This window comes from Qipengyuania citrea (genome assembly GCF_024171405.1).
In the GTDB taxonomy this organism is placed as follows: domain Bacteria; phylum Pseudomonadota; class Alphaproteobacteria; order Sphingomonadales; family Sphingomonadaceae; genus Qipengyuania; species Qipengyuania profunda.
The window spans coordinates 1,314,499-1,340,932 of the sequence record NZ_JALJZT010000002.1 but is presented as its reverse complement, the minus strand read 5'-3'; the positions used below and the strand labels follow the sequence as shown (position 1 = coordinate 1,340,932).

The following is a 26,434-nucleotide window of genomic DNA, read 5'->3' as shown; positions in this document are numbered from 1 at the left end:
CCCGCGCAGCAAGGCGCGCACCTTGCCGCCGTCCTTACTCGGTCGGGCATTGCGCGATCACATCGGCTTCGGACAGGCTGCCGAGCGCGATCCGCGCGAGGCTGAACTGCGCCGCGTCGCTGGTTGTCAGACGGAATGGCGCGGTGATCCGCGTCATATCCGCGCCCGCCGCCCGGAAGCATTTAAGCAGCACGCCTACCGTCTGCCACTGCCCTACGGGCAGCGCACCGAATTCGGCAATCGGGACATCCGCGCCGCACGATGCTCCTTCGCAGAGGACCGACATGCGCAGCGGCGCGGCAAGCGGTGCGTCGAGCCGGACCGTCGTCAGCAGCAGCACATCGCCATTGGTCTCGCGCGACAGGTCGACCGCGTCATGAGTCCCGAGTTCGACCGCGGCTCCTGCCGGATGCGCATCAATGGCGAAGCTGCGCGCGCCTTCCTGCACGTCATGGTCGGTGGCCGATATCCGCGCACGCCCCGACAGCGCGGTCGCGGGGACGGTCGTCACGCGAAGCGAATCGCTGCCATCGGCGCGCGCGACGGTGAGCGACCACGACGAAGCCGGTACGCCCTTGTCGAAGAAGACCCCGCCGCCGCTGCCATCGTCATCGACGCCATTGTCTTCCGCCAGCGTCGTCCATGCCCGCGCGCCTTCGGCATAGCGGAGGCCGTAGCCGAAGGGGAACAGCGTGGGCCCGCCGTGCTGCGCGGTCGCGGGCCAGGCGGTCGGCAGCCGTCCCTGGAATTCGAAAGCGGGTTCGCCGTCCAACCCGGCGAACAGCATATCGGCAACCCCGGCGCCCTCCGACCCCGGAAGCCAGGCAACCACGAAGGCGTCGGCACTGTTCAGTGCTTCGTTCACATAGAGCGGGCGACCGGTGATCATCACCGCCACGGTTGGAATTCCTTCCGCCTTCAGCCTGCGCATGGTCTCGATCGGACGGCGCAGCTCGGGGCGCAGCTGGAGCGAGGCGATGTCGCCCTGGAATTCGGCATAGGGCGTTTCACCGAACACGACGATCGCGACATCGGGTCGCTGCTCGTACTCGCCATTGGGCGCCAGTTCGGCGCTGCCGCCGCTGGCCTCCACCGCCTGTTCGATCCCGCGCCACAGCGAAGTCGCGCCGGGGAACTGGCTGTTGTCCATGCCGGTTCCCTGCCAGCTCAGCGTCCAGCCGCCCGATTGGCGCGCGATATCGTCGGCCCCATCACCTGCAACAAGGATGTGCCCGTCCGGCTTGGCCGGCAGCACGCCGTTGTTCTTGAGCATCACCAATGATTTGCGCACCGCCTCGCGGGCCACCGCGCGGTGTTCGTCGGCACCGAGCAGCTCGTACTTTCCCGACAGCGCACGCGCGGAAGGCTTGCCCGCCTCGAACAGTCCGAGGCGCTGTTTGACGCGGAGAACGCGGGCAACCGCGTCGTCGAGCCGCGCCATCGAGATCGTCCCGTCGCGCGCCTCGGCCAGCGTACTGTTGTAGAGGCTGCGCCAGCTGTCGGGCGCCATGAACATGTCGATTCCGGCATCGACGGCCTTGGGGCAACTGGCGTTGCTGCAGCCTGCCACCTGACCATGCGCATTCCAGTCGGTGACCACCAGGCCGCCGAAATTCATGCGCCCCTTGAGAACGTCGGTCACCAACCCGCGGTGCCCCGAAAGCTTGACGCCGTTCCAGCTCGAGAAGCTGGTCATCACGGTGGCAACCCCGTTTTCCATCGCCGGCAGATAGGGCGCGCCATGGATCAGCCGCAGCTCGATTTCGGAAATGGCGGCATCGCCCTGGTCCTTGCCGTCGGTGGTGGCGCCATCGGCAAGGAAGTGCTTGGTGCTGGCCGCGACGTGCGGGCCCGAAAGGATCGGCTTGGTCGATGGCGGTCCCTGCAGGCCGCGGATCATGCTGCCGACATAGGAGGCAACCAGCGCGGGGTCCGAGGAATAGCCTTCATAGGCGCGGCCCCAGCGGTAATCCTGCGGCACCGCGACGGTCGGGGCGAAGGTCCATTCCTGCCCGGTGACGCGGATCTCGACCGCAGTAACCTGCCCGATCCGCTCGATCAGATCGGGATCGCGCGCCGCGCCGAGCCCGACATTGTGCGGGAAGATCGTCGCGCCGACGATATTGCTATGGCCGTGCACTGCATCGGTGCCCCAGACGATCGGGATCGCGGGTTCGCCCGGTGCGGTATCCATCGAAGCGGCGTAGAAGGCGTCCGCCAACGCCAGCCATTCTTCCGCCGGGGCAAGGTCATCGCCTCCGGGCCCCGAATTGCCGCCGTTGAGCACCGATCCGAGCCGGTATTCGCGAACCTCTTCAGGAGTCACGCTGGCGATATCGGCCTGGATGATCTGACCGACCTTCTGCTCCAGCGTCATCTGCGCGAGTAGCGCCTGAACATGCGCTTCGCCTTCTTCGGTCAGCACCGTGGGAAAGGCGACTTCGGGCCATTGCTCCGGGTGGACGATGGCTTCCGATGCAGGAGCCGTTATCGATTCGTCGATCGCCGCTTGGGCCGACAGTGCCGACACTGCGAACGCCGCCGTGGCGGCGCCAGAAAAGATTGTTTTCGAAAGCATAAACCCCGTCCCATCATCCGGCTCTGGCCGGTACACTCGAGGCCGGGTCGCCTCTGACAACCTTGACAGAAAAGTCACACAGACGCCCGGCTTCAGTCCAAATGTGAGGCGATGTTTGACAACGTTGACAGAAATATGCAACCAGTAAGTCGCGAACGGAAAGCTGCCCCGCGAGTCGTGGGTCAAGCTGCCGATACGTACGAAAGTCCGCACGCAAAGATGCGGCTTGGGAGGGATAGAGAGAGATGAACAGCGGGATTTTGCGCAACCGTGCGGCCTTGATGGCCGCCGCGTCGATATTTGCAATGGGAGCAACCGCAGCGCCAGCCTTGGCGCAGGATGTGACCGACACCGGGCCCGAGGCCGCCGACGAGACGGACAACGTCATCATCGTCACCGGCTTTCGCGCATCGCTCGAAAACGCGCTGAATGCCAAGCGCGATTCGAATCTCATCATCGAATCGGTCACTGCGGAAGACATCGGCAAATTCCCCGACCAGAATGTCGCGGAATCGCTCCAGCGCCTGCCGGGTATCCAGATCGACCGTGAAAACGGGCAGGGTTCGAAAGTCCGCATCCGCGGCCTCGACCAGAACGTCACGCTATTGAACGGCGAGCTCTTCGTCAGCGGCCTCGAGGTCTACAAGGTCGGCGAAGGCAATTATAACCGCAACGACAGTCTCGAAGGCGTGCCTTCGGAACTGATCGGGGGGATCGAGGTCTTCAAATCGCCCAATGCATCACTGCTCGAAGGCGGGCTTGGCGGGATCGTCAACCTCAAGACGCGCAATCCGCTCGACCTCAAGCAAGGCTTCACGCTGGCCGGCAACGTCAAGGGCAGCAAGGGCAGCGAGATTTCGGGTTGGGAGCCGGCGGGCGCCGCAGTCCTCGGCTACAATTTCAACGACCGCCTCGGGGTCATTGCCACTTTCAGCTACGAAAAGACGAACAATCACGTCAACGTGCTGGGCGGCGACAATCGCGGCAACTGGGCCTTTGACGAAGGACGCCGCGACACCGCGACCGTGCCGACCAATTATTATGCACCTGAATATCGCTACGTCACCGACCGCGACCAGTATCGCCGCCGGTGGGGTGCTTCGATCGGCATCAATTACCGCGCGACCGACGAGCTCGAGGTCAGCGCGCAATATTTCCACTCGGACCTGAAGATCGACACGCGCGAGGCCTCGGTCAAATTCCCCTTCGGACAGGGCGAATCGCAGGGTCTCGTCGGAGACTATTCGATCGATGGCAACGGCGTGCTGACCGAAGGTACGGTACGCGCGCAATCGGCCGAGGCGATCTCCTTCGTCGATGTGTCGAACATCAAGTCGGACAATGTGCAATTCGGCCTCGACTGGGACAACGATACCAATTTCCGCGTCTCGATGATGGCGAATTACTCCTCGTCGAGCATGAAGCGCGAGGTCGCCAATAACGACGTGCGCTACACCGCCTATGGCGTGCGCGGGCCGGGCACTTCGGGACCGCAGCCTGGCTTCACACCCAATTCGGCTGCGCCGCCGACTTTCGACTTCACCTATCGCAATGGCGAGTTTCCCAGTTTCGGCATCGCGCCGGGAGGCCCGCAGGACCTGTTCAACAATCCCGATTTCGGCTTCTTCAAGTCGCATTGGGCGTTTGGCGACCGTTCCGACATCGAAGGTCACTCGCTTCGCGCGGACTTCGCCTATGATGTCGACAACGATTATACCAATACCGTCACGATCAGCGCGGGCTTCCGTTATGGCCAGCGCACGGTGGACTTCGCATCGGGGCGCTATCTTGCCGATCTGAGCGGCAAGGGCGAACTCGACGCCACCGCGATCCCCGAATCCGAACGGGTCGACGGCTTCTCCTACAACTGGACGCCCTATAGCTACTTCCAGGACGGGGCGATCGGCTTCAAGATCTGCGATCTGCCCGAGGTCAACAAGCCTGCGGCGTTTGCCGGATGCAGCCGCTTCGGGGATTCGCCCGCAGTGTTCACGCCTTATGAAACCTTCCTGAGCAATCCCGAACGCGTCGAGGCGATCACGAATTTTGCCGGTGGTGGCAGGATCGAAGGCGATACGGTGCTCGTCGCCGACCGGTCGCGGATGACCAATGCGCTCGAATGGATCCAGGCGCTCTATCCCGACACGCCGTTCAGCTTCTTCGAAGACCCGCTGCAGACCTATCGGGTGAAGGAAGAAACCAAGTCGGGTTACATCATGGCCGATCTGGGCGGGGTCGACGATCCGTACCACGTCAATGTGGGCCTGCGCATCGTCAACACCGACCTGACCATCGACCAGAATCAGCCGGCCAATGCCGATCCGAGCTATTGGGGCACCGATAGCTGGAACGGCGTGCTGCGCGATTTCACCACCAATACGGTGATGCGCAGCTACACCGACTTCCTGCCGAGCGCGAACGCGGTGTTCGACGTGAGCGAGAACAGCAAGGTTCGCTTCTCCGCAGCACGCGTGGTCGCCCGCCAACCGCTGGTTTCGCTGGGTCAGGGCTTCTCGACCGACTTCACCCGCGATCCCGCCGACGATCTGTTCAAGTTCACCAATGGCGCGCGCGGCAATGCCGAACTCGATCCGTTCCGGGCGTATCAGTTCGACCTCGGCTTCGAGCACTATTTCGGCAGCCAGGGACTGCTCTCGGCTGGCCTGTTCTGGAAGGAGGTCGACAGCTTCATCGTCAACGAAACGGTTGCCGTTTTCGTCAACGATCAGGCCGGCGGACGGCTCGGACCGGTGTCGCAGCCAGCCAATGGCTCGGGCGGCCGCGTGAAGGGCTTCGAACTGGCGGCGCAATATGCCTTCGACTTCGGCCTGGGCTTCACCGCGAACTACACCTTCTCGGACACCGAAACCGATTTCAGCACCGACTTCACCGACAACCTCCCGCTGCCGGGCGTGTCGAAGCATTCGGCGAACGGGCAGGTCTATTTCGAACGCTACGGGTTCGCCGCGCGCGCATCCTATAGCTGGCGTTCGAAGCAGTACCTGGGCAATTTCGGTTTCGCCGACGGGTCGGTTACGCGGACGCTGGGGATCTACCAGAAATCCTTCGGCCAGCTCGATGGGCAGATCAGCTACCAGCTGACCGACAATTTCGAGGTCTTTGCCGAGGCGATCAATATCACCAAGGCGGATACCAGCGTGTACCTGCAATTTCCCGAATTGCCCTTCCGCTTCGAATCCGGTTCAAGGCGGATCTATGGCGGGGTGAAATTCAACTTCTGATTTCGGTCCCTCCCGGAACTGATGGCGGCCCCGATCGGTACGGGCCGCCATCGATTTTCCGACGACGCATGTGGGAGACCGGGTGATGAATCACACGCATACGGGCGAGGCCTCGCCGCAGGCCCTGCGATCGATCTGCATCGTCGGCGGCGGCACCGCGGGCTGGTCTGCCGCTGCATTGCTCTCGCGCGTACTGCAGGGCAGCGGCTGCCGCATCACGCTGGTCGAATCGTCCGATATCCCGACCGTTGGGGTGGGCGAGGCGACGATCCCGCCGATCTTCGATTTCCTGCGCAATATCGGCGCGGACGAGGTTGCCTTCATCCGCCGCTGCCAAGCGACTTTCAAGCTGGGTATCCAGTTTCGCGACTGGCTGCACCGCGGGCACAGCTACTGGCATCCGTTTGGCAATCTGGGTGTCACCATCAACCAGCGACCATTCCATCACTACTACTGGAAGAACCTCGCCGAGGGGCATGACGAGGGACTGGCGGATTTTTGTCCATCGGTCGCGCTGGCGGATGACGACAAGTTCGCTTTCCCTTCGCCGGATGGCAACTGGCCGGGCGGCGCAGTGGCCTATGCGCTGCATTTCGATGCCGGTCTGGTGGCCGCCTTCTTGCGCGAACATGCCGAGGCGGCGGGAGTCGAGCGGCTCGACCGCCGGATACTGCGTGCCGAACGCGGCGAGGGCGAGCACATTGCCGCGGTCCATTTCGACAATGGGGAATCGCTCTCGGCCGATTTCTACATCGATTGTTCGGGCTTTCGCGGGCTGCTGATCGAAGAGGCGCTGGAGGCGGGCTTCGATGACTGGCGCCGCTGGCTACCCTGCGACCGTGCGGTCGCCGCACCGACCGCTGCGCAATCGGTTCGCGCGCCCTATACGGTAGCCACCGCGCGATCGGCGGGGTGGCAGTGGCGTATTCCGCTCCAGCACCGGACGGGCAATGGCCTCGTCTATTGCAGCGACTTCATCAGGGATGACGACGCAGCCGAAGAACTTCGCGAGGGTCTGGGCGGTCCGCCGATTGCCAATCCGCGCGTGTTGCGTTTCACCCCGGGGCTGCGCAAACGCGTGTGGATCGGCAACTGCCTCGCGCTCGGCCTGTCGGCGGGGTTTCTCGAACCGCTCGAATCCACCAGCATCCATCTCATCCACACCGGGCTCAATCGCCTGCTCGACCTGTTTCCCGACCGCAGCTTCGACCCGGTGCTGATCGACAGCTACAACCGCGATGTCGAACGCGAATACGCGCACATCCGCGATTTCCTGCTGCTGCATTACTATCCCAACCAGCGCGAGGGCGAGCCCTTCTGGGACCATGTCCGCAATATCGAGCTGCCCGATACGCTGGTAGAGAAGATCGCGCTGTTCGAGCGCACCGGGCGGATCATGTCGAAGCACCGCGAACTCTTCTCCGATATCAGCTGGTTCTATGTCGCCGCCGGTATGGGCTTGCGCCCGGCGGCGATCGACCCGCTAGTCGATGTCGCGCCGTTCGAGGAGGTGCGAAAGGTGATCGTGCAATTGCGCGACGCGATGGGCGCCTTTCGCGCAGCGGCGCCGACGCATGATGCGATCCTCGACCGACTGCTCGATCCGAAGGAGACGCGGCGCCCCAATTTCGGTGCCGGAGCAGGCTGGGCCAACCGTTAGAGGCTGACGGGCCTACAACGGGCACTGTGATCGCGTCTAAGCCGGCGGAGGACCGACGGTCAGCCGTTCGATCAGCCGGTGGGTATGGATGACGGTGGGCCCCGGGTCCTCGCCCGCCAGTTGGCGCAGCAGCATGTCCGCAGCGGTATGCGCCATTTCGACGACCGGCTGCCGCACTGTCGTTAGCCGCGGCCAGACGACGCGGGCAATCTCGGAATCATCGAAGCCAACCACACTGAGATCGGCGGGGACATCGAACCCCAGCTCGCGCGCGGCCGACATCGCGCCGACCGCCATGTCGTCATTCTCGGCGAGAATGGCGGTCGGGCGCAGCTTGCGCGAGAGGATCCGCTTGGTCGCTTCATAACCCGACTCAAAACTCCAATCGCCCGTTTCGATGAGCTCGGGCAGGTAGTCCACGCCCGCTGCATCGAAGGCCGCACGATAGGCGATCAGCCGCTGTGCGCTTACCGGGTGGTCGGGATCGCCCTTGATGATCGCGATCCGGCGATGGCCGTAGCCAAGCACATGATCCGCAATCTCGCGGGCTGCGGCAATATCGTCCATCGTCGTCGCCAGTCCCAAGCCCTCGTGCGACTGCGGGGTGATCCGCGCGAACGGAATGCGCGCCTGCGTGAGCCCGTCGAGAACCTCGGCATGGTCGGACGCGGGCGGCGCGAGGATGACGCCGTCCAGCGCGGCGGAGCGGATGGTACGGACAACGTCCTGCGGATGGTCGGCGACGGATTCGACCGGCAGCACGATCAGCCGATACCGCTCCCCATGCAGCCGCTCGAGCGCGCCGCGCTGCAATTCGACGACATAGCTGGGGCTCGGCTTTTCATAGACGAGTCCAATGAGATAGGATTGCTGGCGCACGAGGCCCTGCGCCATCACATTGGGGTGGTAGTTGAGTTCCTTGGCCGCGCGCAGCACCTTCTTGCGCAGCGCGGGCGTGATATGCGGTTCGTCGTTGAAAACGCGCGACACGCTTTTCGGCGACACTTCCGCCAATTTGGCGACATCGACGATCGTCGATCGCTTTGCTCCGCGGGCCATCGGCAATTCCGTGGCCCGATTGTCTTGCGTTGTCAACGACGCGCTCAGGAGGTGTCTTGTGGTTAAGCCGCAGGAAACTACTTGATCGGATCGGTGACGAGCATCCTCGGCGCATAGGTGAAGGCCACGGTTCCCAATCCGATTGACTTCTATACCGAGCCGCCACACCCACGGAGGGGATGCGGACGGCCGGACCCAAACTCATGCTCATCGGTGGCGGGCATGCGCATCTCGGGGTGTTGGCCGATTGGGTGCGCCGCGGCGGTCCCGAGGCGCGCACAACATTGATTTCGCCACATCGCTACACGCGGTATTCGGGTATGGTCCCGGGAACGGTTGCGGGCGAATATGATGATGAACATGGACGCATCGATCTCGTGGCGCTTACCAGGCGGGCGGGGGTCGAACTGATCCTCGACCGCTGCGCCGCGATCGATCCGGAGCAGCGGACGATCGCCACGGGCAATGGCCGATCGGTCGGTTTCGACATCTGTTCGATCGATGTCGGCGGCGTGGGGCGAGCCAAGGCTGTTCTCGGCATGGATCCACGGATCGTCGACGTCCGGCCGATCGGCAGCTTCCTTGCGCGGTTGACCGAGTGGCAGAGCATTACGCGCGATATACCCAGGCACATAGTGGTGGCTGGCGGCGGTGCGGGCGGGGTGGAACTGGCCTTCGCCCTGCGCCGGCGTTTCGCCGGTGGGAACGCGCGTATCACGCTGGTAGCCGGGCGGGCTGGCCTGCTTGATAATCTCGGACGCCGGACCACCGTGCTGGCGCGGCGTGAGCTGGCGCGACAGGATATCCTTTCGATCGAAGAGGATGCGCGGATCGAGGCCGGCGCGCTCACCGCCGGGGGGCGCAGCATTGAGCCGGTCGACCTCATCGTCGCCTCGCTGGGCGCGGCGGCCCCGCGATGGCCGAAAGAGAGCGGGCTCGCAGTCGACAACGACGGATACATCGCGGTCGACCGCTACCAGCGCTCGCTGTCGCATCCGCATATCCTTGCGGCGGGCGATGTCGCGGCGAGACAGGACCGCCGGGTGCCGCGTTCGGGCGTCCATGCCGTCCATACGGGCCCGGTCCTCGCTGCCAATTTGCGCTGCCTCGTCGCCGGTAAGGGGGGACTGCGCAGCTACCGCCCCCGGCCCGCCAGCCTCTATCTTCTCTCGACCGGATCGGGAAAAGCGATCGCAAGCTATGGCCCGTTTGCTGTGCAGGGGCGCTGGGCAGCCGCGTTGAAGCGCTGGATCGACCGGCGCTGGGTGACATCTTTCGCCAAACCGACCGATCCGGTGTAACCCGCTCGCCCACGGCGACGAACAGGCGAGCGACAGAAAGAACCCATGAAAAAGATTCTCATCATTCTGGCCCTTGCCGTGTTGGTCGCGGCCTACTTCTTCTTCGGGCTAGGCGACTATCTTACCGTCGACGGCATCAAGCAGGTCGCAGGCGAGGTCGGCGGCTATTACGAGCGCAATCCGCTGCAGGTCATCGCGCTGTTCTTCCTGACCTATGTCGCAGTGGCCGCGGCCTCCTTGCCCGGTGCAGCGGTGATGACGCTGGCGGCAGGCGCGCTGTTCGGGGTCGTGGTCGGCACTATCGTGGTCTCCTTCGCCTCGACATTGGGCGCCGTACTGGCCTTTCTCGCTTCGCGCTATGTCCTGCGCGATACGATCGAACAGCGTTTCGGCGCGCGGCTCAAGACAGTGAACCAGGGACTCGAACGCGACGGCGCATTCTATCTCTTCACCATCCGCATGATCCCGCTGTTTCCGTTCTTCGTCGTCAACCTGGTCATGGGGCTGACGCGGATCAGGGCTCGCACATACGCCTGGGTGAGCCAGGTAGGCATGCTGCTGGGCACGATCGTTTATGTGAATGCGGGCACGCAGCTGGCGCAGATCGACAGTCTGGCAGGCATCGCTTCGCCCGCCGTGCTGGCCTCCTTCGCCCTGCTCGGTATCGCCCCCTGGATTGCCAAGGCGATCATCGGCTGGATCAAGCGCCGCAAGGTCTATGCCGGCTTTGCCAGGCCGAAGAGCTTCGACCGCAATCTGGTGGTGATCGGTGCCGGGTCGGCCGGCCTTGTGTCCTCGTTGATCGCCGCGACGGTCAAGGCGAAGGTGACCCTGGTCGAAGCGAACAGGATGGGGGGCGACTGTCTCAACACCGGCTGCGTGCCGTCCAAGGCGCTGATCAAGAGCGCCAAGGTCGCCGAACAGATGCGCCACGCGGATCGTTACGGCCTCGAGCCATCCGAACCCGAGGTTCCTTTCCGGCAAACCATCGCCAGGGTGATGCGTGCGATAAAGACCATCGAGCCGCATGACAGCGTTGAACGCTATACCGGCCTCGGGGTCGATGTGGTCGAAGGCTATGCCAAGGTCGTCGATCCGTGGACGGTGGAGATTGCACGCAAGGACGGGGCGACGCAGCGCCTGACCACGCGCGCCATCGTGATTGCCGCGGGCGCCGAACCCTTCGTCCCCCAGATCGCGGGGCTGGAGGGAAGCGGGTATCTGACCAGCGACACCATGTGGGATGCCTTCGTGCAGATGGACCGCGTGCCTGCCCGCATCGCAGTGCTGGGCGGTGGGCCGATCGGCTGCGAGCTGTCACAGGCGCTGGCCCGGCTGGGATCAAGCGTGACACAGGTCGAAATGGCAGACCGTGTGCTGGGCCGCGAAGATCCCGAGGTGTCCGCTGCCGCGAAGATCTCGCTGGAGGCGTCGGGCGTGTCTGTACTGACTGATCACCGTGCGATCAGGGTCGCGGACGGGACCCTTTTTGCCGATGGCCAGGGGGTGCAAGTCGGTATCGATTTCGACTGCCTGATCGTTGCCGTCGGGCGCGCCGCCCGGCTTACCGGCTACGGTCTTGAAGACATCGGCATCGACACGGCCAAGACGGTGGTCACAGGCATCGACACGGCCAAGACGGTGGTCACAGACGAATTCCTCGCAACCAAGTTTCCCAATATCTACGCCGCCGGCGATGTGGCGGGTCCGTTCCAGTTCACGCATACGGCCAGCCACCAGGCTTGGTTCGCCAGCGTCAACGCGCTGTTCGGTCAGTTCAAGCGGTTCAAGGCGGACTACCGCGTCATCCCCGCGGTCACCTTCCTCGATCCGGAGATCGCGCGGGTCGGCATCAACGAGACCGAGGCGGAAGAGCAGGGCATCGCTTACGAAGTCACCCGCTACGATCTCGACGATCTCGACCGCGCCATTGCCGAAAGCGAAACGCGCGGCTTCGTGAAGGTGCTCACCCCGCCCGGCAAGGATACCATCCTCGGTGCGACTATCGTCGGCGCGCATGCGGGCGAATTGCTGGCCGAATATGTGCTCGCGATGAAGCACGGACTGGGGCTCAACAAGATCCTTGGCACGATCCATTCCTATCCGACCATGGCGGAGGCGAACAAATTCGCCGCGGGCGAATGGAAGAAGGCGCACAAGCCCGAGCCACTGCTCGCGCTGGTCGAGAAGTATCACAATTGGCGCCGCGGTTAAGCGCGTCCAAGCGGACTGGAGAATACCATGCTCGGCAAGATATCCCTGCTCATCATGCGTGTCGGAACCGGCATGCTGCTGGTCCTGTGGGGCAGCGTCAGGCTGTTCGGCGACGGCATGGGCACCAAGCTTGCAGAGAAGTATTACGGCGGGGTCGGCGCGGCGAGCAATATCCAGCTCGCCTTCGCCAGCGCCGAGGTGGTGATCGGCGCATTGGTCGTCCTCGGCCTGTTCCGGCGCGTGGCGCTGGTCGGTGCTGCCATCATCCTCGTTGGCGGCGCCTTCCCGATCTGGCGCCACTTTCTCGATCCCTTCGGACGGTATTTGTTCGCCAGTCCCGAGGAAGCAAACCTGCTGTTCTTCCCATCGATCACCGTGGCGGGCGCCGCGCTTGCGCTGATCGCGTTTCGCGAACATGACACGCTGGCGCTGGACAGTCTGGTCAAGCGAAAGGGCTGAACGGCCAGCGAGGGGCGGCAGTGGAGATTTTCGACCAGTTTCGCGGCCTGATCGGCATCGCCTTGCTGATCCTGCTTGCCTGGTGCCTGTCCGAAGACCGCCGGGGCCGCCCGTCATGGGGGTGGATCGCAGGCGCGGTTGCCTTGCAGGCGTTCCTCGCTCTGCTGATCGTGCGTGTGCCGATCGTCTGGGATGCGGTCACGCTCGCCAATGAGGTCGTGGCTGCGATCGAGCGCGCGACGCTCGACGGCTCGTCCTACATGTTCGGTTATCTCGGCGGTGCCCCGCTGCCTTTCGCGCTCAAGGAAGGCGTAGCCGCCCCGGTCGTGATCGCCTTCCAGATCCTGCCGCTGGTGATCGTCTTCTCCGCGCTTGCCGCCTTGCTGTGGCACTGGGGCGTATTGCGCTGGCTGGTGAATGGCCTGTCCTTCCTCCTGCGCCGAACGCTCCGGGTCAGCGGCGTCGTGGGTCTGTCGGGCGGTGCGAACATGTTTCTCGGCGTGGTCGAGAGCCCGCTGGTGGTGCGCGCCTATTTCGCCCGGATGAGCCGCGCGGACCTGTTCCAGGTTATGGTGCTTGCGATGGCGACGATCAGCGGGGCGATCCTGATCCTTTATGCCACCACGCTCTCGCGGACCGTGCCCGATGCGGTGGGGCATATGATCTCGGCCTCGCTCATCTCGCTTCCAGCAGCACTGCTGATCGCGAAGCTGATGGTGCCGGGTGAGGCTGCGGTCGACGGAGAGAACGAGGGGGAGGCCGCGCTCAAGGTGCCCGGGTTGCGCTACGAATCCAGCATCGATGCGATTATCAAGGGGACGATGGACGGGATGCAGCTGTTCCTCGCGGTAATCGCGGTGATCATCGTGGTTTTTGCGCTGGTTTCGCTGGCCGACCAAGTGCTCGCGCTCTTGCCGTTGGTCGACGGCGATCCGCTGACGCTCAAGCGCGGGTTCGGGTGGCTGTTCGCCCCGCTGATGTGGCTGATCGGTGTGCCGTGGGGCGAGGCACAGGCCGCGGGCAGCCTGATGGGCACCAAGGCGATCCTCAACGAATATGTCGCTTATCTCGAACTCGCCGCTTTGCCGGGCGGCACTTTCGCACCGCGCAGCCTGCTGATCGTGACCTATGCGCTGTGCGGCGTCGCCAATCTCGCCAGCATCGGGCTGCTGGTTTCGACGATCGGCACGTTATGCCCCGAGCGGCGCGGCGAAGTGGCGGGACTGGGCGTCCGCAGTTGGATCGCGGGGAATATGGCGACGGCGATGACCGGTGCCTGGATCGGGCTGATCACCTGGGTATGAGCTGGAAGGAGGCCGACCGATGTTCGACGCCAAGCTGCGCCCGCTGATCGACCCGCCGCTGAATCGCATCGGACGTGCGCTGGCGACGGGCGGCGTGACGGCAAACATGCTGACGTTCCTCGGTCTCGTGCTCGGGTTGGCGGGCGCTGGCGCGATTGCCCTTGGTCAGCTTCCAATCGGGCTGGTGTTGATCATCGCCAACCGGCTGCTCGATGGGCTCGACGGTGCCGTCGCGCGCGCCCACGGACCCACCGCGCTGGGCGGCTATTTCGATATCGTCGCGGATTTCGCCTTCTACGTGTCGGTTCCGATGGCCTTTGGGTTTTTCGATCCCGCCAACACGCAAGCCGCCTTGGTGCTGGTCGCTGCGTTCGTGCTGACCGGGGTCAGCTTCCTGGCCTTTGCGGTTGTCGCGGCTGAGCGCGGCGAAGAAACCCGCGCGCATGGCCGCAAGAGCTTCTTCTATTCCACCGGACTTGCCGAAGGCGCGGAAACGATCGCGGTGTTCATCGCCTTTGCGCTGTTCCCGGCATGGTTCGTGCCGATTGCCTATGGCTACGCCGGACTATGCGTGCTGACCGTGTTCCAGCGCAGCGCATTGGCGGTGATGCAATTCAGGGATTGAGGCGCGCGGTGACCGCGTCGCGCAACTTCGCGATCCGCGCCGCATTGGCGCCCAGATCGCTCATTCCGACGCGCGAGACCGAACGGAAATCGATCTCGCCATCGGCAACGCGCACCACCATGTCGTCCTTGAACCCGAACCAGAAGGTCTCCGCGACGCCTTCGACGCGCCCGGCTGCAGCATTGGCCGTGACATCCGCGAAGCCCAGTTCCTCCATTGCCTCCGCTACGGCCGCGACAGCTGCCGCGCGGTCGGCCGTGCCGATGGGGAGCGATACGAGATCGGGATAGGCTTGCGTGATGACCTGCGCATGCGACTGGTTCGCGAGCGGCGCTTCGGTTTGCGCCCACATATCCAGTTCGCCGAGCGGGGTGGTGTAGTCGTTGAGCGGATTGGCATTGCTCGCATTGCGGCGATCGACTGCCGCTTGCGAGAAGGCGGGCGGATTGGCGACATCGGTGGCGATGTCGTGGATCGGCGGAATATCCGCGGCCTGGCCGCGAACATAGCCCAGCGCAGCAAAAATCCCGAGCGGCACAAGCAGCGCGATCAACGCAAGCAGCCAGCCGCGGCGCGGTTTGCGCAGCAGCGTGGCGACCAGCGCCACCAACGCCACCAGTGCGACGATGCCGAGCAGGATTGGTCCCGCCTTGATCGTCATCGTCAGCAGCCCCGTCTGCCAGCTCCACAGCCCGAACTTGGTGCCCAGCGCGGCGACCGCGAAATAGACCGGCAGCAGAAGCGCTAGGACAAGGGCGAGGCGGCTGTACCAGGGCGATCGTGTCATTGCAGGGTTCCTAACGCGGCGAAGCGATTTTGCCTACGCGGGAATCGCGGGGGTCCGGACCGCGGGCCTCACCTATCCGCCAGTCACGCTCATATGGCGGGCGAGCGCGGGTTCGCGCTGGTCAACGTCGAAGGCATGGCGCAGCGGCTTGCCCGCGAGCAGCCGGTCGAGCGCCGCGTCGAGCGCCTCTTCGCCGCCGGCGCGGATAATATCGCGCAGTTCGACCTTCTGGTCGTGCCCGAGGCAGCCATAGACCGTCCCCGTTGCGCCGATCCTGATGCGATTGCAGCCCGCGCAGAAATTGTCGCTCAGTGGCGTAATGAGGCCCAGCCGGGTGCCGGTATCCGCGACATCGAAATAGCGTGCCGGTCCGCCCGTGCGGTGGAGCGAGGGGACGAGCGTGAAACTGCGTTCGATCTCGGCGCGGACGTCGTCGAGCGGCAAATGCGTCGATTGCCGGTCGAGCGACACTTCGCCCAGCGGCATCGCCTCGATCAGGCCTAGGTCCAACCCGCGCTCGCTGCACCAGCCGAGCAGCGCGGGCAGTTCGTCATCGTTAAGACCGCGCATCGCCACGGCATTGATGCGGATCCCGAGACCCGCTGCGCGGGCCGCCTCGATCCCGCTAATAACCCGGTCGAACTCGTCGCGCCGCGTCAGCTGGGCGAAGCGTTCACGGTCGAGTGTGTCCAAGCTGACATTGATCCGCCGCAAGCCCGCATCGTACAAATCCTGCGCCATGTCGGGCAGGCGGGTGCCATTGGTGGTGAGAGTGAGTTCCTGGAGACCGTCCCCGCGCAGCCGCGCCAGTCTGCCGACCAGATCCATGATGCCCTTGCGCACCAGGGGTTCGCCGCCGGTCAGCCTGATGCGGCGGACGCCGCGCGCGACCAGATGCCGCGCAAGCGCCTCGATTTCCTCGAATGTCAGCAGGTCGCGGCGGGGGAGGAACTGCATGTCTTCCGCCATGCAATAGGTGCAACGCAGATTGCAGCGGTCGGTCACCGACAGGCGAATATAGTCGATCTGGCGGCCGAAAGCGTCGCGCATGGCGGTGCCCTACACGCTGGCGGGCGAAGCCGAAACGGAATTCTTGGCGCTTTGGGGAAGGCGGCTAACCGACGCTGCGCAGTTTGCCGAACAGGGCCGGCAACGGTTCGGAGGCGCGCGCCTTGCCCATCGCATCGGCGACCGCTTGGGGAACTGCGATCTCGATCGCGTGGGCGCGGTCCTCGCTCAGCCCGACCGAGACTTCATAGGTGCCCGGATCGATCACGAAGCGTCCGTCGCGTTCGAACCGGCCAAGTTGGTTGCCGCCGATTTCGAACAGTATCTGGCGGGTTTCCCCGCCGCCGAGCGAGACTCGCTGGAAATCGGCCAGTTCGGTTCGCCCCTGACCGCGTCCGCCGGGGCGGCGCAGGTAAAGCTGGACGGTTTCGGTGCCCTCATGGCCCCCGACATTGTGCAGAAGGGTACTCACAATGAGCCGGTCGTGCCCCAGTTCGGTCGTGGTCTGGCCGAGCCCGAATTCGGAATAATTGAGCCCGTGCCCGAAGGTCAGGCCCACCCGCCCGCGGTCGACCAGCGGTATCGGCAGGCGGCCGCAGGGCGCGAATTCGCCGGTCAGGACATCGGTGATGGCATGGCCCGACATACTGCCCAGCTGACCCGCGTGGATAATGCAGGGCAGTTTCGCGCCGCTGATATCGGGATCGAGCGGGCGCGCTCCGAGCGTGATCAGCACGATGCTCCGATTGACCGCATAGAGCGCCTCGAGCAGCGTCTGCTGCGCTGCGGTCAGTGTGCTGGTTTCGCCGAGCGTGACAATGACCGTCCCCGCACGGCGGGCGGCTTCGCTGGCCATGCCGATCGCCATATGGTCCGCATCGATCAGATCACCCGATGACGATCCTGCCTGATCCCGGCGCAAGGCCAGCCCGGGTACGAAATTGTGCGCCAGTTCACGGGTGTCGAACCCGTCGATCAGGCTCGCCCCTTCCTGCGGCAATCCGCCGGTGGGCAGCGACCGGTCACCGGCAGCTTGGCCGACGACGAGGATTTCGCCCGAATCGATGCTCAGCGGAAGCAGCGCAGGGTCGTTGCGGAGCAGGATGATCGCGTGGCGCGCGGCATCGAGCGCAACGGTTCGCGCTCCCGCCGCCGACCGCTTCGGCGTTTCGGTTTCTTCCGGTCCCGCGCTGCGGAACAGGCCAAGGTCGTATTTCGCGCCCAGCACCTTGCGCACGGCATCGTCGAGCTGCAGCGGCGTCACGCGCCCGTCTGCAACCGCTGCCACCACTGCGGCGACAGAGATGTCGGCATAGGGTGCGCCGGTCAGATCCTGTCCCGCCGCCTTGGCGATTTCCGTCCATTCGGCGAGGTCGATCCCTTCGAAACCGCCAGGCCCGCCAATGGCAAAGGTCGCACTGGTCGACTGGTCGCCGTTGTCGAGCGAAGAGGCAATCCGGCCAAGCGCGATACTGGCCGGGGGCGATTCGCGCAGCACACCTGCGACGAGGCGCAGCTGGTCCGCGGGCAAGTGCGCGCCGCGGCGACCCGTCCACGAGGGGTTATCCACGCGCAGGCAGGCGAGCATGCTGCCGCCGTCCTGATCCTCGAACTGCAGCCCGCGCACGCTGGCCGATGCCAGGCACCGGGCCAGCAGCCCCGATGCGCCCCAGCTCGCGGAAAGATCCTCGTCGGTATGCGATGTGCTCAGCGCGACGGAGGGCCCGAGCAGCCAGTTCTTGCCTCTATCCCGCGCCTCGGCGGCAACGATGCGCGCGGCGCGCTCGACCACCTCGGGCGCCCAGCTTGCGGCCAGCGCGAAGGGGCTGGGCATGATGACCGCTTCGCCGCGACCGGGGGTGGCGGCGTAGAGCAGGGGAATGCCCAAGCGGGTTTCTTCGATGGCCATACTCTGGAGAGTGGCAAACTCGGCGGGCGAGCCGGGACCCACGAGACCGCTCAACTGGCCCCGGCGGAGCTGGTCGCGCACGCGATCGATTGCGTCGGTATCGGCTGGATCGGGCGCGCGTTCGAGCGCCAATTGCCCGACCTTCTCCTCCACCGACATGATGGCGAGCAGGTCTTCGACGAAACGCTCGCGTTCGGCGGCGTAATCGGTGGGGCGGCGTGCCATGGCAGGCCCGTGTCCCACAAATAGGTAAACATCTTGTTTTGGTAGGTTCTTCGCCTTGTGGGTCGCGCCGCAAGCCACTTGTGAAGGGAGGTGATTTACAGATATAAAAATATCTTTATATCCATCCTGCAATGCGCACCGATACTCTCTTCCGGGCCTTGGCCGACCCTACCCGTCTCAGGATCATGCGCCTGCTGGGTTCGATGGAACTGGCTGTGGGCGAAGTGGCGCAGGTGCTGGGGCAGAGCCAGCCCCGCGTATCGCGGCATATCGGCATCCTGTGCGACGCGGGTCTGGCCGAACGCCGCCGCGAAGGCAGCTGGGTCTTCCTGCGCGCTTGTGCGAATGCCAGCGAGGCGCCTCCGCTATGCGCGGCAGTTGCCGATCTGCTGGTCGAAGCCGAAGCGACCGACGCGCCATTTGCCGAGCAATGCGAGCAGGACCGCCGCAAGCTTGCAGCGATCCGCCAGCATCGCGAAAGCGAAGCGCAGGTGTATTTTTCCGACCACGCGCACGATTGGGACGAACTGCGCCGCCTGCATTCCTCTGACGAGGCGGTGGAGGCAGCGCTGGGCAAAGCTCTGGGCACGAGGTCGCTCGGACGCCTGCTCGATATCGGGACCGGCACGGGCCGTATGGCCGAACTTTTCGCCGAACGCGCCGAGCGGATCGTAGCGCTCGACAAGAGCCTCGCGATGCTGCGGGTGGCGCGCGCCAAACTGCAGCACCTGCCGACCGAACGGGTCGAACTGGTGCAGGGCGATTTCGCTTCGCTTTCGTTTGCCGCGGAAAGTTTCGACACGGTGCTGTTCCATCAGGTCCTGCATTTCGCGCAGAACCCGGGCGCGGCGCTGGCCGAGGCGGCGCGTGTGACGCGCCCCGAAGGACGGATCGCGATCGTCGATTTCGCCGCGCACCAGCGCGAGGAGTTGCGCGATCGCCATGCGCATGCGCGGCTGGGCTTCGAAGATGGCCAGATGGCCAGCCTGCTCGACGAAGCAGGGTTCGAGCCAGCGGCCCCGATGGCGCTGGAGGATGGAGAACTGGTGGTGAAGATCTGGATTGCGCAGCGGCGCGCCGCAAACAGGAAGGCCGCATCATGAGCCCGACGATGGACCAGATGCGCGAAGCCCAGCGCGCGCTCGACGCCCCGCTGTTCTCCGGCCTGCCCGGCGACGTCGAGGTGAGCTTCGAATTCTTCCCGCCCAAGAACGACAAGATGAACGAAACGCTGTGGCACAGCGTCGAAACGCTCGCCCCGCTTGGACCGCGCTTCGCCAGCGTCACCTATGGAGCAGGCGGTTCGACGCGCGAACGCACGCATGAACAGGTCGTGCGCATCCAGAACGAAGCGCATATCCCCGCCGCTGCGCATCTGACCTGTGTCGATGCAACGCGCGAACAGGTCGATGCGGTCGCGCGGCACTATTGGGAGGAAGGCATCCGCCACATCGTCGCGCTGCGCGGTGACGCGCCCGACGGCCATTCGCGCTACACGCCGCACCCGGGCGGCTATGCCAATGCGGTCGAGCTGATCGCCGGACTGAAGCAGATCGCCGATTTCGAGATTTCGGTCGCCGCCTATCCCGAGGTTCATCCCGATTCCCCCGATGCGCAGGCCGACATCGCCAATCTCAAGGCCAAGTTCGATGCCGGCGCGACCCGCGCGATCACGCAGTTCTTTTTCGATCCGCAATGCTTCTTCGAGTTTCGCGACAAGGCCGCCGCCGCCGGGATCGAGGGCGAGATCGTGCCCGGGATCATGCCGGTGATGAGCTTCGCCGCGGTCCAGCGGATGTCGGGGCTATGCGGCACCGCGATCCCGCACTGGATGGAAGGGCTGTTCGAAGGGCTCGACGACCAGCCCGCCGCGCGCCAGCTGGTCAGCGCGACCATCGCCGCCGAAATGTGCCGCCGCCTCTATGCGGGCGGGGTGCGCCAGTTCCATTTCTACACTCTCAACCGCGCCGAGCTGAGTTATGCGATCTGCCACATGCTCGGCCTGCGTCCGAAAGCGAAGCCATGACCAAGCGCGAGCAATTCGAGGCTGCCGCGGCGCAGCGGATCCTGATCAAGGACGGTCCCTATGGCACCGCAATCCAGCAGGCCGGGCTAAGGCCGGAAGACTATGCTGCGGGCACCGCGCTGGAGCAGGACCAGAAGGGCAATAACGACCTCGTCAACCTGACCCAGCCGCAGGTGATCCGGGCGATCTGCGACAGCTATATCGATGCAGGCGCGCATATCCTCGCCACCAACACCTTCAACGCCAACCGGATCAGCCAGGCGGATTACGGGGCAGAGGACCTGGTCCATGAGATCAATGTCGCCGCAGCGCGTATCATCCGCGAGGCGATCGACGCGCGCACCGATGGCATACCGCGCTTTGTCGCGGGGGCGGTGGGGCCGACCAACAAGACGCTGTCGCTGTCGCCCGATGTCGAGGACCCGGGTTTTCGCGAAGTTACCTTCGACGAAATCGTCGCGGTCTATGTCGACCAGTGCCGCGCGCTGGTCGAGGGCGGGGCCGATTTCATCCTTATCGAAACCGTGTTCGACACGCTCAATTGCAAGGCCGCGATCATGGCGGTGAAACAGCTCGAGCGCGAGCTTGGCCGCGATCTCCCGCTGATGATCTCGCTGACGCTGACCGACTTGTCGGGGCGCAATCTGTCGGGCCATACGGTCGAGGCGTTCTGGTACACGGTGCGGCATGCCAAGCCGCTGACCATCGGGCTCAATTGCAGCTTCGGCGCCGAACAGCTGCGCCCGCATGTCCAGCTGCTGTCCGATATCGCCGACACCTATCTGATGACCTATCCCAATGCCGGCCTGCCCAATGATCTGGGCGAATATGACGAACTGCCCGAAACCACCGCCGCGCTGACCCGGGTCTGGGCAGAGAACGGCCGCATCAACGCGCTGGGCGGCTGCTGTGGCTCGACCCCGGCGCATATCGCCGCGATGGCGGCAGCGGTCGAAGGGCTGGCACCGCGTGTCCCGCCGAGCACGAAGCCAGACATGCGTCTCGCGGGGCTCGAGCCGTTTACGGTGGCGGCATGAGCGATCCGCTTGCGAACCGCGCGGTCATCCGCACCGCAGGCGTCGCTGATGCTGGGCGGCTGTCGTTGATCGCCAATGCCACCTTCCTCGAAACCTTCGCCGGAATGATCGCGGGCGATGCGCTGGTGGCGCATTGCGAGACGCAGCATGCACCCGCCTATATCGCCCGGCTCCTGGACACAGGCGCGCGGGCCTGGCTGGCGGAAGTCGACGATGCCCCGGTCGGCTACGCCCTGCTCAACCGGCCCGAACTCGATGCCGCGCGCGACGGCGATATCGAGCTGAAGAAGATCTACCTTCTGTCGCGGTTCCACGGCAGCGGCATCGCGCGCGACCTGTTCGATGCGGCCAAGGCCGGTGCGCGGGGGCATCAGCGTCTGCTGCTCGGCGTAAAGGACGACAACCGCCGCGCCATCGCCTTCTATACCAAACAGGGGTTCAGGAAGATCGCGACGCGCCGCTTCGATGTCGGCGGCACACTTTACGATGATGTCGTGCTCGCACGCGAACTCGACCGGGACTGAGCGATGACCGACCAATCCACCGCCCGCTTCGTCAATATCGGCGAACGCACCAATGTGACCGGCTCTGCGCGGTTCAAGAAACTGATCATGGCGGACGATTACGATACCGCGGTGGAAGTCGCGCGCCAGCAGGTCGAAAACGGTGCGCAGGTAATCGACGTCAATATGGACGAAGGCCTGCTCGATGCCGAGCATGCCATGACCACCTTCCTCAAGCTGATCGCCGCCGAACCCGACATCGCACGCGTGCCGGTGATGATCGACAGTTCCAAATGGGACGTGATCGAGGCCGGGCTTAAATGTGTTTCGGGCAAGCCGATCGTCAATTCGATCAGCATGAAAGAGGGCGAGGCGCAGTTCCTCGAGCAAGCCCGCAAATGCATGGACTACGGTGCGGCAGTGGTCGTCATGGCGTTCGACGAGACCGGTCAGGCGGACACCAAGGAGCGCAAGGTCGCCATCTGCGCGCGCGCCTACGACCTGCTCACCTGGATCGGCTTCCCGCCCGAGGACATCATCTTCGATCCGAACATTTTCGCAGTCGCGACCGGGATCGAGGAGCACGACCGCTACGGGCTCGACGTTATCGAGGCGCTCGCCGAGATCAAGGCGCAGCTCCCGCATGTGCGCACCAGCGGCGGGCTGTCCAATCTGAGCTTCAGCTTCCGCGGTAACGAGACGGTGCGCCGCGCGATGCATTCGGTCTTCCTCTACCATGCGATCCCCGCCGGGCTCGACATGGCGATCGTCAATGCGGGCCAGCTCGACGTCTACGACCAGATCGATCCGCAGCTGCGCGAAGCGTGCGAGGATGTGATCCTGATGCGCCGCCCCGATGCGACCGAGCGGCTGATCGACCTTGCCGAAAGCTACAAGGGCAAGACCGCGGCCGAGGAAAAGGCCGCCGAGGAATGGCGCGGCTGGCCGGTCGAACGCCGGCTCGAACACGCGCTGGTCAAGGGCATCGACGCGCATGTGGTGGCCGACACCGAAGAGGCGCGCCAGCGGTTCGACCGCCCGATCGAAGTGATCGAAGGCCCGCTGATGGACGGCATGAATGTCGTCGGCGACCTGTTCGGCAGCGGCAAGATGTTCCTGCCGCAAGTGGTCAAATCGGCGCGCGTCATGAAAAAGGCGGTCGCGCATCTGATCCCCTTCATCGAAGCGGGGAAGGAAGAAGGCGCCCGCGCCAAGGGCATCATCATCATGGCGACGGTGAAGGGCGATGTGCACGACATCGGCAAGAACATCGTCGGCGTGGTGCTGCAGTGCAATGGCTATGAAGTGATCGACCTGGGCGTGATGGTGCCCTGGTCGCAGATCCTCGCCGCGGCGAAGGAACACGATGCCGACATGATCGGCCTGTCGGGTCTCATCACTCCTTCGCTCGACGAAATGGTCACCGTCGCCGAGGAAATGAAGACCGCGGAAATGACCATGCCGCTGCTGATCGGCGGGGCGACCACCAGCAAGGTGCACACCGCGCTGCGCATCGATCCCGCCTATCCCGGGCCGGTCATCCACGTGCTCGACGCCAGCCGCGCAGTCGGCGTGGTCAGCCGGCTGCTGTCCGACACGCAGCGCGATGAATTCGTCGACACCACCGCTGCCGACTATACCCATGTCCGCGATACGCGTGCGGGCAAGGGGCAGAGCGAATTGCTCAGTCTCGCGGATGCGCGGGCGAATTTCTACGACGCGTTCCTGTCCGACAAGGCCGCCCCTCCGCTGCACCCGGGCGTGCATGTGTTCGATGATTGGGACCTTGCCGAACTGCGCAGCTATATCGACTGGACGCCGTTCTTCCGCGCGTGGGAATTGCACGGCACCTATCCCAAGATTCTCGATGATCCGGTGGTCGGCGAAAGCGCGCGCAGTCTCAAGGCCGATGCCGAGGCGATGCTCGACCGCATCGTGACCGAGAAATGGTTTACCCCGCGCGGGGTCGCGGGCTTCTGGCCTTGCGCGCGCGATGGCGACGATGTCACTCTGCACCTGGCCGAGGAAGAGCGGCATGTGACGCTGCCCTTCCTGCGCCAGCAGGTGAAGAAATCGCGCGACCGCGCCAATATGTGCCTCGCAGATTTCATCGACCCGGCGGGGGACTGGCTGGGCGGCTTCGCGGTCGGCATCCACGGGATCGAGGAGCATTCGAAACGCTTCCTCGCCGACAAGGACGATTATTCCGACATCCTGCTCAAGGCGCTGGCGGACCGGTTCGCCGAGGCATTTGCCGAACGGCTGCACCAGCATGCGCGCACCGATCTGTGGGGCTATGCCCCGCAGGAGCAGCTGACCAATGAAGCGCTGATCAAGGAGCAATATCGCGGGATCCGCCCCGCGCCGGGCTATCCCGCTTGTCCCGATCACAGCCTCAAGCCGATCCTGTTCGAACTGCTCGATGCCGAGGCGAATACCGGCATCAGCCTGACCGAGAACTTCGCCATGTATCCCACCGCCGCGGTCAGCGGGTTCTATTTCGGCCATCCCGAAGCGCAATATTTCGGCGTGGCCCGCGTCGGGCGCGACCAGCTGGAAGACTATGCCGCCCGCCGCAATGTGGATATCGCCACGGCGGAACGCTGGTTGCGGCCAAACCTGGATTGACCGCGCTGCGGTAATATCGCAGTGCAGCACAGGTCGGCGGCAGGAGCGATTCTGCGGCAGGCGCGCACGGGAGAGCCCGGATGGCGACGTCCATCCGGCGCCGAAGGAGCAACCGCCCCGGAAACTCTCAGGCTAAACGGACCGTGCGCTCCATCGGCACTCTGGAAAGCGCCGCGCGCCTGCGCGTGGCCACCGAAGGGGTAAGCGCACCCATATGTGCGCCAGTCTCTCAGGTTTCCCGACAGAGGGGGCATGGTTTTCGGCGCACCGCGAGGGCGCGCCCCATGCTTGTGAGGGACGGGACTTGAGCGACGACACCGAAGACATGATCGCCGAAACCGAAACGCTGCCGCTCGATGCGTGGCATCGCCGCAAGGGCGCGCGGATGGTGCCCTTTGCGGGCTACCATATGCCGATCCAGTACGAAGGCATCGTTATCGAACACGGCTGGACCCGCAGCCAGGCGGGCCTGTTCGACGTCAGCCATATGGGCCAGCTGATGGTCACCGGCGACAAGGCCGCCGCGGAACTCGAAAAACTGCTCCCCGGGGCGATCGCATCGCTCAAGCCTGGCAAGGTGCGCTATTCGCTGCTGATCGGCGAGAACGGCGGCATCCTCGACGACCTCATGGTCACCAATGCGACGCCGTGGATCGAAGGCGACGAGGAAGCGGGCACCGAGGGACGCTGGGGCGAACCGGCCTATTACCTCGTGGTCAATGGCGCGATGAAATGGGACGACATCGCCCATCTGCGCGAACATCTCGATGACGATGTCACGCTCACCCATATGGACGAGCACGCGCTGATCGCGCTGCAGGGGCCCAATGCCGCGACCGCGCTCAACCGCGTGATGCGCAATGTCATCGACGACATGGTCTTCATGGAAAGCGTGGTCCACGACTTCGGCGAATGGCCGCTGCGGATCACGCGTTCGGGCTATACCGGTGAGGACGGGTTCGAAATCTCGGTCCCCGCCGAATTCGCCGAAAGCCTCGCCGATCGCCTGTGCGCCGAAATCGAAGTGCGCCCGATCGGTCTGGGCGCACGCGACAGCCTGCGGCTCGAGGCGGGCCTGCCGCTCTACGGCCACGATATCACCACCGAAACCGACCCCGTCTCAGCCGATCTCGGTTTCGCGCTGACCAAGCGCCGGCGCGAGGAAGGCGGCTGGATGGGTCACGAACCCGTGATGAAGGCGTTCGCCGAGGGACCCGCTCAGAAACGCGTCGGCCTCGCCATCGACGGCCGGATGCCCGCCCGCGAAGGCGCGCTCGTCTATTCGGGCGATACGCAGGTCGGCCGCATCACCAGCGGCGGCTTCTCCCCCACGCTCGAACGGCCCATCGCCATGGGTTATGTCGAGACCGCGCTTGCCGCCGAAGGCACCGAACTCGAAGTCGAGGTGCGGAAGAAGAGGCTCCCCGCCACGGTCGCCTCGCTCCCCTTCGTCCCCCATCGCTACCACAGAGGGAAATGATCGAAATGGCCCGCTATTTTACCGATGAACATGAATGGATCGACGTCGAGGGCGACACCGCCACCGTCGGGATCACCGATTACGCACAAGGCCAGCTGGGCGACATCGTCTTCGTCGAACTGCCCGATGTCGGCAGCGTGATCGAGAAGGGCAAGGATGCCGCCGTGGTCGAAAGCGTCAAGGCGGCGAGCGATGTCTACGCGCCGATCAGCGGCGAGGTCATGGAAACCAACGACGCGCTCGAAGACGACCCCGCGCTGGTCAACACCGCTCCGGAAGAAGACGGCTGGTTCTTCAAGATGACCATCGGCGACAAGTCGGAGTTCGACGGTCTGATGGACCTGGCCGCCTACAAGAGCTTCTGCGACGGGCTTTGATCCGCTGATGCC

At 64.6% G+C, this 26,434-nt stretch carries 19 protein-coding genes and 1 riboswitch; of the genes, 14 read left to right on the top strand and 5 right to left on the bottom strand.

What is annotated here, in order from left to right; translation table 11 throughout:
- Window positions 1–34: 34 nt before the first annotated feature.
- On the bottom strand, window positions 35–2,578 hold the full coding sequence (locus tag J2S32_RS07435; RefSeq protein ID WP_253519691.1) for a glycoside hydrolase family 3 protein: 2,544 nt from the start codon (window positions 2,576–2,578) through the stop codon (window positions 35–37).
- 305 nt (window positions 2,579–2,883) lie between these two features.
- Here J2S32_RS07435 and J2S32_RS07430 point away from each other — a divergent pair, with 305 nt between their 5' ends.
- Both J2S32_RS07430 and J2S32_RS07425 read left to right on the top strand, forming a co-directional pair.
- Window positions 2,884–5,820 carry a TonB-dependent receptor gene (locus J2S32_RS07430; protein WP_253519688.1) on the top strand — a complete coding sequence of 979 codons (2,937 nt, stop codon included), beginning with the start codon at window positions 2,884–2,886 and terminating at the stop codon, window positions 5,818–5,820.
- 85 nt (window positions 5,821–5,905) lie between these two features.
- Entirely contained in the window at window positions 5,906–7,480 is a 1,575-nt protein-coding gene (locus tag J2S32_RS07425; protein ID WP_253519685.1) for a tryptophan halogenase family protein, read from the top strand.
- 36 nt (window positions 7,481–7,516) lie between these two features.
- On the opposite strand, the gene J2S32_RS07420 is transcribed toward J2S32_RS07425, so the two are convergent.
- Window positions 7,517–8,539: a LacI family DNA-binding transcriptional regulator gene (locus J2S32_RS07420; protein WP_253519681.1), complete on the bottom strand. Its 1,023-nt coding sequence runs from the start codon at window positions 8,537–8,539 to the stop codon at window positions 7,517–7,519.
- A gap of 179 nt (window positions 8,540–8,718) precedes the next feature.
- On the opposite strand from J2S32_RS07420, the gene J2S32_RS07415 reads away from it, so the two are divergent.
- From J2S32_RS07415 to J2S32_RS07395, 5 genes are read left to right on the top strand one after another with little or no spacing between them, the layout of a single operon-like run.
- Complete coding sequence (locus tag J2S32_RS07415; protein ID WP_253519648.1) at window positions 8,719–9,840, top strand: FAD-dependent oxidoreductase; 1,122 nt, start codon at window positions 8,719–8,721, stop codon at window positions 9,838–9,840.
- Between the two features lie 45 nt (window positions 9,841–9,885).
- Entirely contained in the window at window positions 9,886–12,054 is a 2,169-nt protein-coding gene (locus tag J2S32_RS07410) for an FAD-dependent oxidoreductase (RefSeq protein ID WP_253519644.1), read from the top strand.
- Window positions 12,055–12,081: 27 nt separating this feature from the next.
- A complete protein-coding gene (locus J2S32_RS07405) occupies window positions 12,082–12,513 on the top strand; it encodes a DoxX family membrane protein (protein WP_253519641.1) in 432 nt (143 codons plus the stop codon).
- Between the two features lie 20 nt (window positions 12,514–12,533).
- Window positions 12,534–13,817: a NupC/NupG family nucleoside CNT transporter gene (locus J2S32_RS07400; RefSeq protein ID WP_253519638.1), complete on the top strand. Its 1,284-nt coding sequence runs from the start codon at window positions 12,534–12,536 to the stop codon at window positions 13,815–13,817.
- Window positions 13,818–13,836: 19 nt separating this feature from the next.
- A complete protein-coding gene (locus J2S32_RS07395; RefSeq protein WP_253519635.1) occupies window positions 13,837–14,442 on the top strand; it encodes a CDP-alcohol phosphatidyltransferase family protein in 606 nt (201 codons plus the stop codon).
- Here J2S32_RS07395 and J2S32_RS07390 read toward each other — a convergent pair.
- The 3 genes from J2S32_RS07390 to J2S32_RS07380 all read right to left on the bottom strand — a co-directional run bounded on the left by J2S32_RS07390 (window position 14,432) and on the right by J2S32_RS07380 (window position 18,371).
- A complete protein-coding gene (locus J2S32_RS07390; protein WP_253519633.1) occupies window positions 14,432–15,229 on the bottom strand; it encodes a DUF1499 domain-containing protein in 798 nt (265 codons plus the stop codon). The genes J2S32_RS07395 and J2S32_RS07390 overlap by 11 nt on opposite strands.
- A gap of 72 nt (window positions 15,230–15,301) precedes the next feature.
- The gene (moaA, locus tag J2S32_RS07385; protein WP_253519630.1) at window positions 15,302–16,279 is read right to left on the bottom strand and encodes a GTP 3',8-cyclase MoaA; all 978 of its coding nucleotides are present in this window, start codon (window positions 16,277–16,279) and stop codon (window positions 15,302–15,304) included.
- A gap of 64 nt (window positions 16,280–16,343) precedes the next feature.
- Complete coding sequence (locus J2S32_RS07380) at window positions 16,344–18,371, bottom strand: glycoside hydrolase family 3 C-terminal domain-containing protein (protein WP_253519627.1); 2,028 nt, start codon at window positions 18,369–18,371, stop codon at window positions 16,344–16,346.
- A 131-nt stretch (window positions 18,372–18,502) separates the two neighbouring features.
- On the opposite strand from J2S32_RS07380, the gene J2S32_RS07375 reads away from it, so the two are divergent.
- The 7 genes from J2S32_RS07375 (at window position 18,503) to gcvH (ending at window position 26,422) form a co-directional block, all read left to right on the top strand.
- The gene (locus J2S32_RS07375; protein ID WP_253519624.1) at window positions 18,503–19,474 is read left to right on the top strand and encodes an ArsR/SmtB family transcription factor; all 972 of its coding nucleotides are present in this window, start codon (window positions 18,503–18,505) and stop codon (window positions 19,472–19,474) included.
- A complete protein-coding gene (gene metF / locus J2S32_RS07370) occupies window positions 19,471–20,397 on the top strand; it encodes a methylenetetrahydrofolate reductase (RefSeq protein ID WP_253519620.1) in 927 nt (308 codons plus the stop codon). Before J2S32_RS07375 ends, metF begins: the two co-directional genes overlap by 4 nt.
- On the top strand, window positions 20,394–21,434 hold the full coding sequence (locus tag J2S32_RS07365; protein ID WP_253519617.1) for a homocysteine S-methyltransferase family protein: 1,041 nt from the start codon (window positions 20,394–20,396) through the stop codon (window positions 21,432–21,434). Before metF ends, J2S32_RS07365 begins: the two co-directional genes overlap by 4 nt.
- A complete protein-coding gene (locus J2S32_RS07360; protein WP_253519598.1) occupies window positions 21,431–21,958 on the top strand; it encodes a GNAT family N-acetyltransferase in 528 nt (175 codons plus the stop codon). The genes J2S32_RS07365 and J2S32_RS07360 overlap by 4 nt, the downstream gene beginning before the upstream one ends.
- 3 nt (window positions 21,959–21,961) lie before the next feature.
- On the top strand, window positions 21,962–24,565 hold the full coding sequence (gene metH, locus J2S32_RS07355) for a methionine synthase (protein ID WP_253519595.1): 2,604 nt from the start codon (window positions 21,962–21,964) through the stop codon (window positions 24,563–24,565).
- Between the two features lie 57 nt (window positions 24,566–24,622).
- Window positions 24,623–24,719, top strand: a riboswitch (glycine riboswitch).
- Between the two features lie 171 nt (window positions 24,720–24,890).
- Window positions 24,891–26,045, top strand: a complete 1,155-nt coding sequence (gcvT, locus tag J2S32_RS07350; protein WP_437181933.1) for a glycine cleavage system aminomethyltransferase GcvT — start codon at window positions 24,891–24,893, stop codon at window positions 26,043–26,045.
- Between the two features lie 5 nt (window positions 26,046–26,050).
- Entirely contained in the window at window positions 26,051–26,422 is a 372-nt protein-coding gene (gcvH, locus tag J2S32_RS07345; RefSeq protein WP_253519588.1) for a glycine cleavage system protein GcvH, read from the top strand.
- The last annotated feature ends 12 nt before the right edge of the window (window positions 26,423–26,434 follow it).

What these genes read in the sequence shown, in the direction of transcription:
- J2S32_RS07435 (WP_253519691.1), bottom strand. Translation starts at nt 2,578, where the DNA reads ATGCTTTCGAAAACAATCTTTTCTGGCGCCGCCACGGCGGCGTTCGCA.
- J2S32_RS07430 (WP_253519688.1), top strand. Translation starts at nt 2,884, where the DNA reads ATGGGAGCAACCGCAGCGCCAGCCTTGGCGCAGGATGTGACCGACACC.
- J2S32_RS07425 (WP_253519685.1), top strand. Translation starts at nt 5,906, where the DNA reads ATGAATCACACGCATACGGGCGAGGCCTCGCCGCAGGCCCTGCGATCG.
- J2S32_RS07420 (WP_253519681.1), bottom strand. Translation starts at nt 8,539, where the DNA reads ATGGCCCGCGGAGCAAAGCGATCGACGATCGTCGATGTCGCCAAATTG.
- J2S32_RS07415 (WP_253519648.1), top strand. Translation starts at nt 8,719, where the DNA reads ATGCGGACGGCCGGACCCAAACTCATGCTCATCGGTGGCGGGCATGCG.
- J2S32_RS07410 (WP_253519644.1), top strand. Translation starts at nt 9,886, where the DNA reads ATGAAAAAGATTCTCATCATTCTGGCCCTTGCCGTGTTGGTCGCGGCC.
- J2S32_RS07405 (WP_253519641.1), top strand. Translation starts at nt 12,082, where the DNA reads ATGCTCGGCAAGATATCCCTGCTCATCATGCGTGTCGGAACCGGCATG.
- J2S32_RS07395 (WP_253519635.1), top strand. Translation starts at nt 13,837, where the DNA reads ATGTTCGACGCCAAGCTGCGCCCGCTGATCGACCCGCCGCTGAATCGC.
- J2S32_RS07390 (WP_253519633.1), bottom strand. Translation starts at nt 15,229, where the DNA reads ATGACACGATCGCCCTGGTACAGCCGCCTCGCCCTTGTCCTAGCGCTT.
- moaA (WP_253519630.1), bottom strand. Translation starts at nt 16,279, where the DNA reads ATGCGCGACGCTTTCGGCCGCCAGATCGACTATATTCGCCTGTCGGTG.
- J2S32_RS07380 (WP_253519627.1), bottom strand. Translation starts at nt 18,371, where the DNA reads ATGGCACGCCGCCCCACCGATTACGCCGCCGAACGCGAGCGTTTCGTC.
- J2S32_RS07375 (WP_253519624.1), top strand. Translation starts at nt 18,503, where the DNA reads ATGCGCACCGATACTCTCTTCCGGGCCTTGGCCGACCCTACCCGTCTC.
- metF (WP_253519620.1), top strand. Translation starts at nt 19,471, where the DNA reads ATGAGCCCGACGATGGACCAGATGCGCGAAGCCCAGCGCGCGCTCGAC.
- J2S32_RS07365 (WP_253519617.1), top strand. Translation starts at nt 20,394, where the DNA reads ATGACCAAGCGCGAGCAATTCGAGGCTGCCGCGGCGCAGCGGATCCTG.
- J2S32_RS07360 (WP_253519598.1), top strand. Translation starts at nt 21,431, where the DNA reads ATGAGCGATCCGCTTGCGAACCGCGCGGTCATCCGCACCGCAGGCGTC.
- metH (WP_253519595.1), top strand. Translation starts at nt 21,962, where the DNA reads ATGACCGACCAATCCACCGCCCGCTTCGTCAATATCGGCGAACGCACC.
- gcvT (WP_437181933.1), top strand. Translation starts at nt 24,891, where the DNA reads ATGATCGCCGAAACCGAAACGCTGCCGCTCGATGCGTGGCATCGCCGC.
- gcvH (WP_253519588.1), top strand. Translation starts at nt 26,051, where the DNA reads ATGGCCCGCTATTTTACCGATGAACATGAATGGATCGACGTCGAGGGC.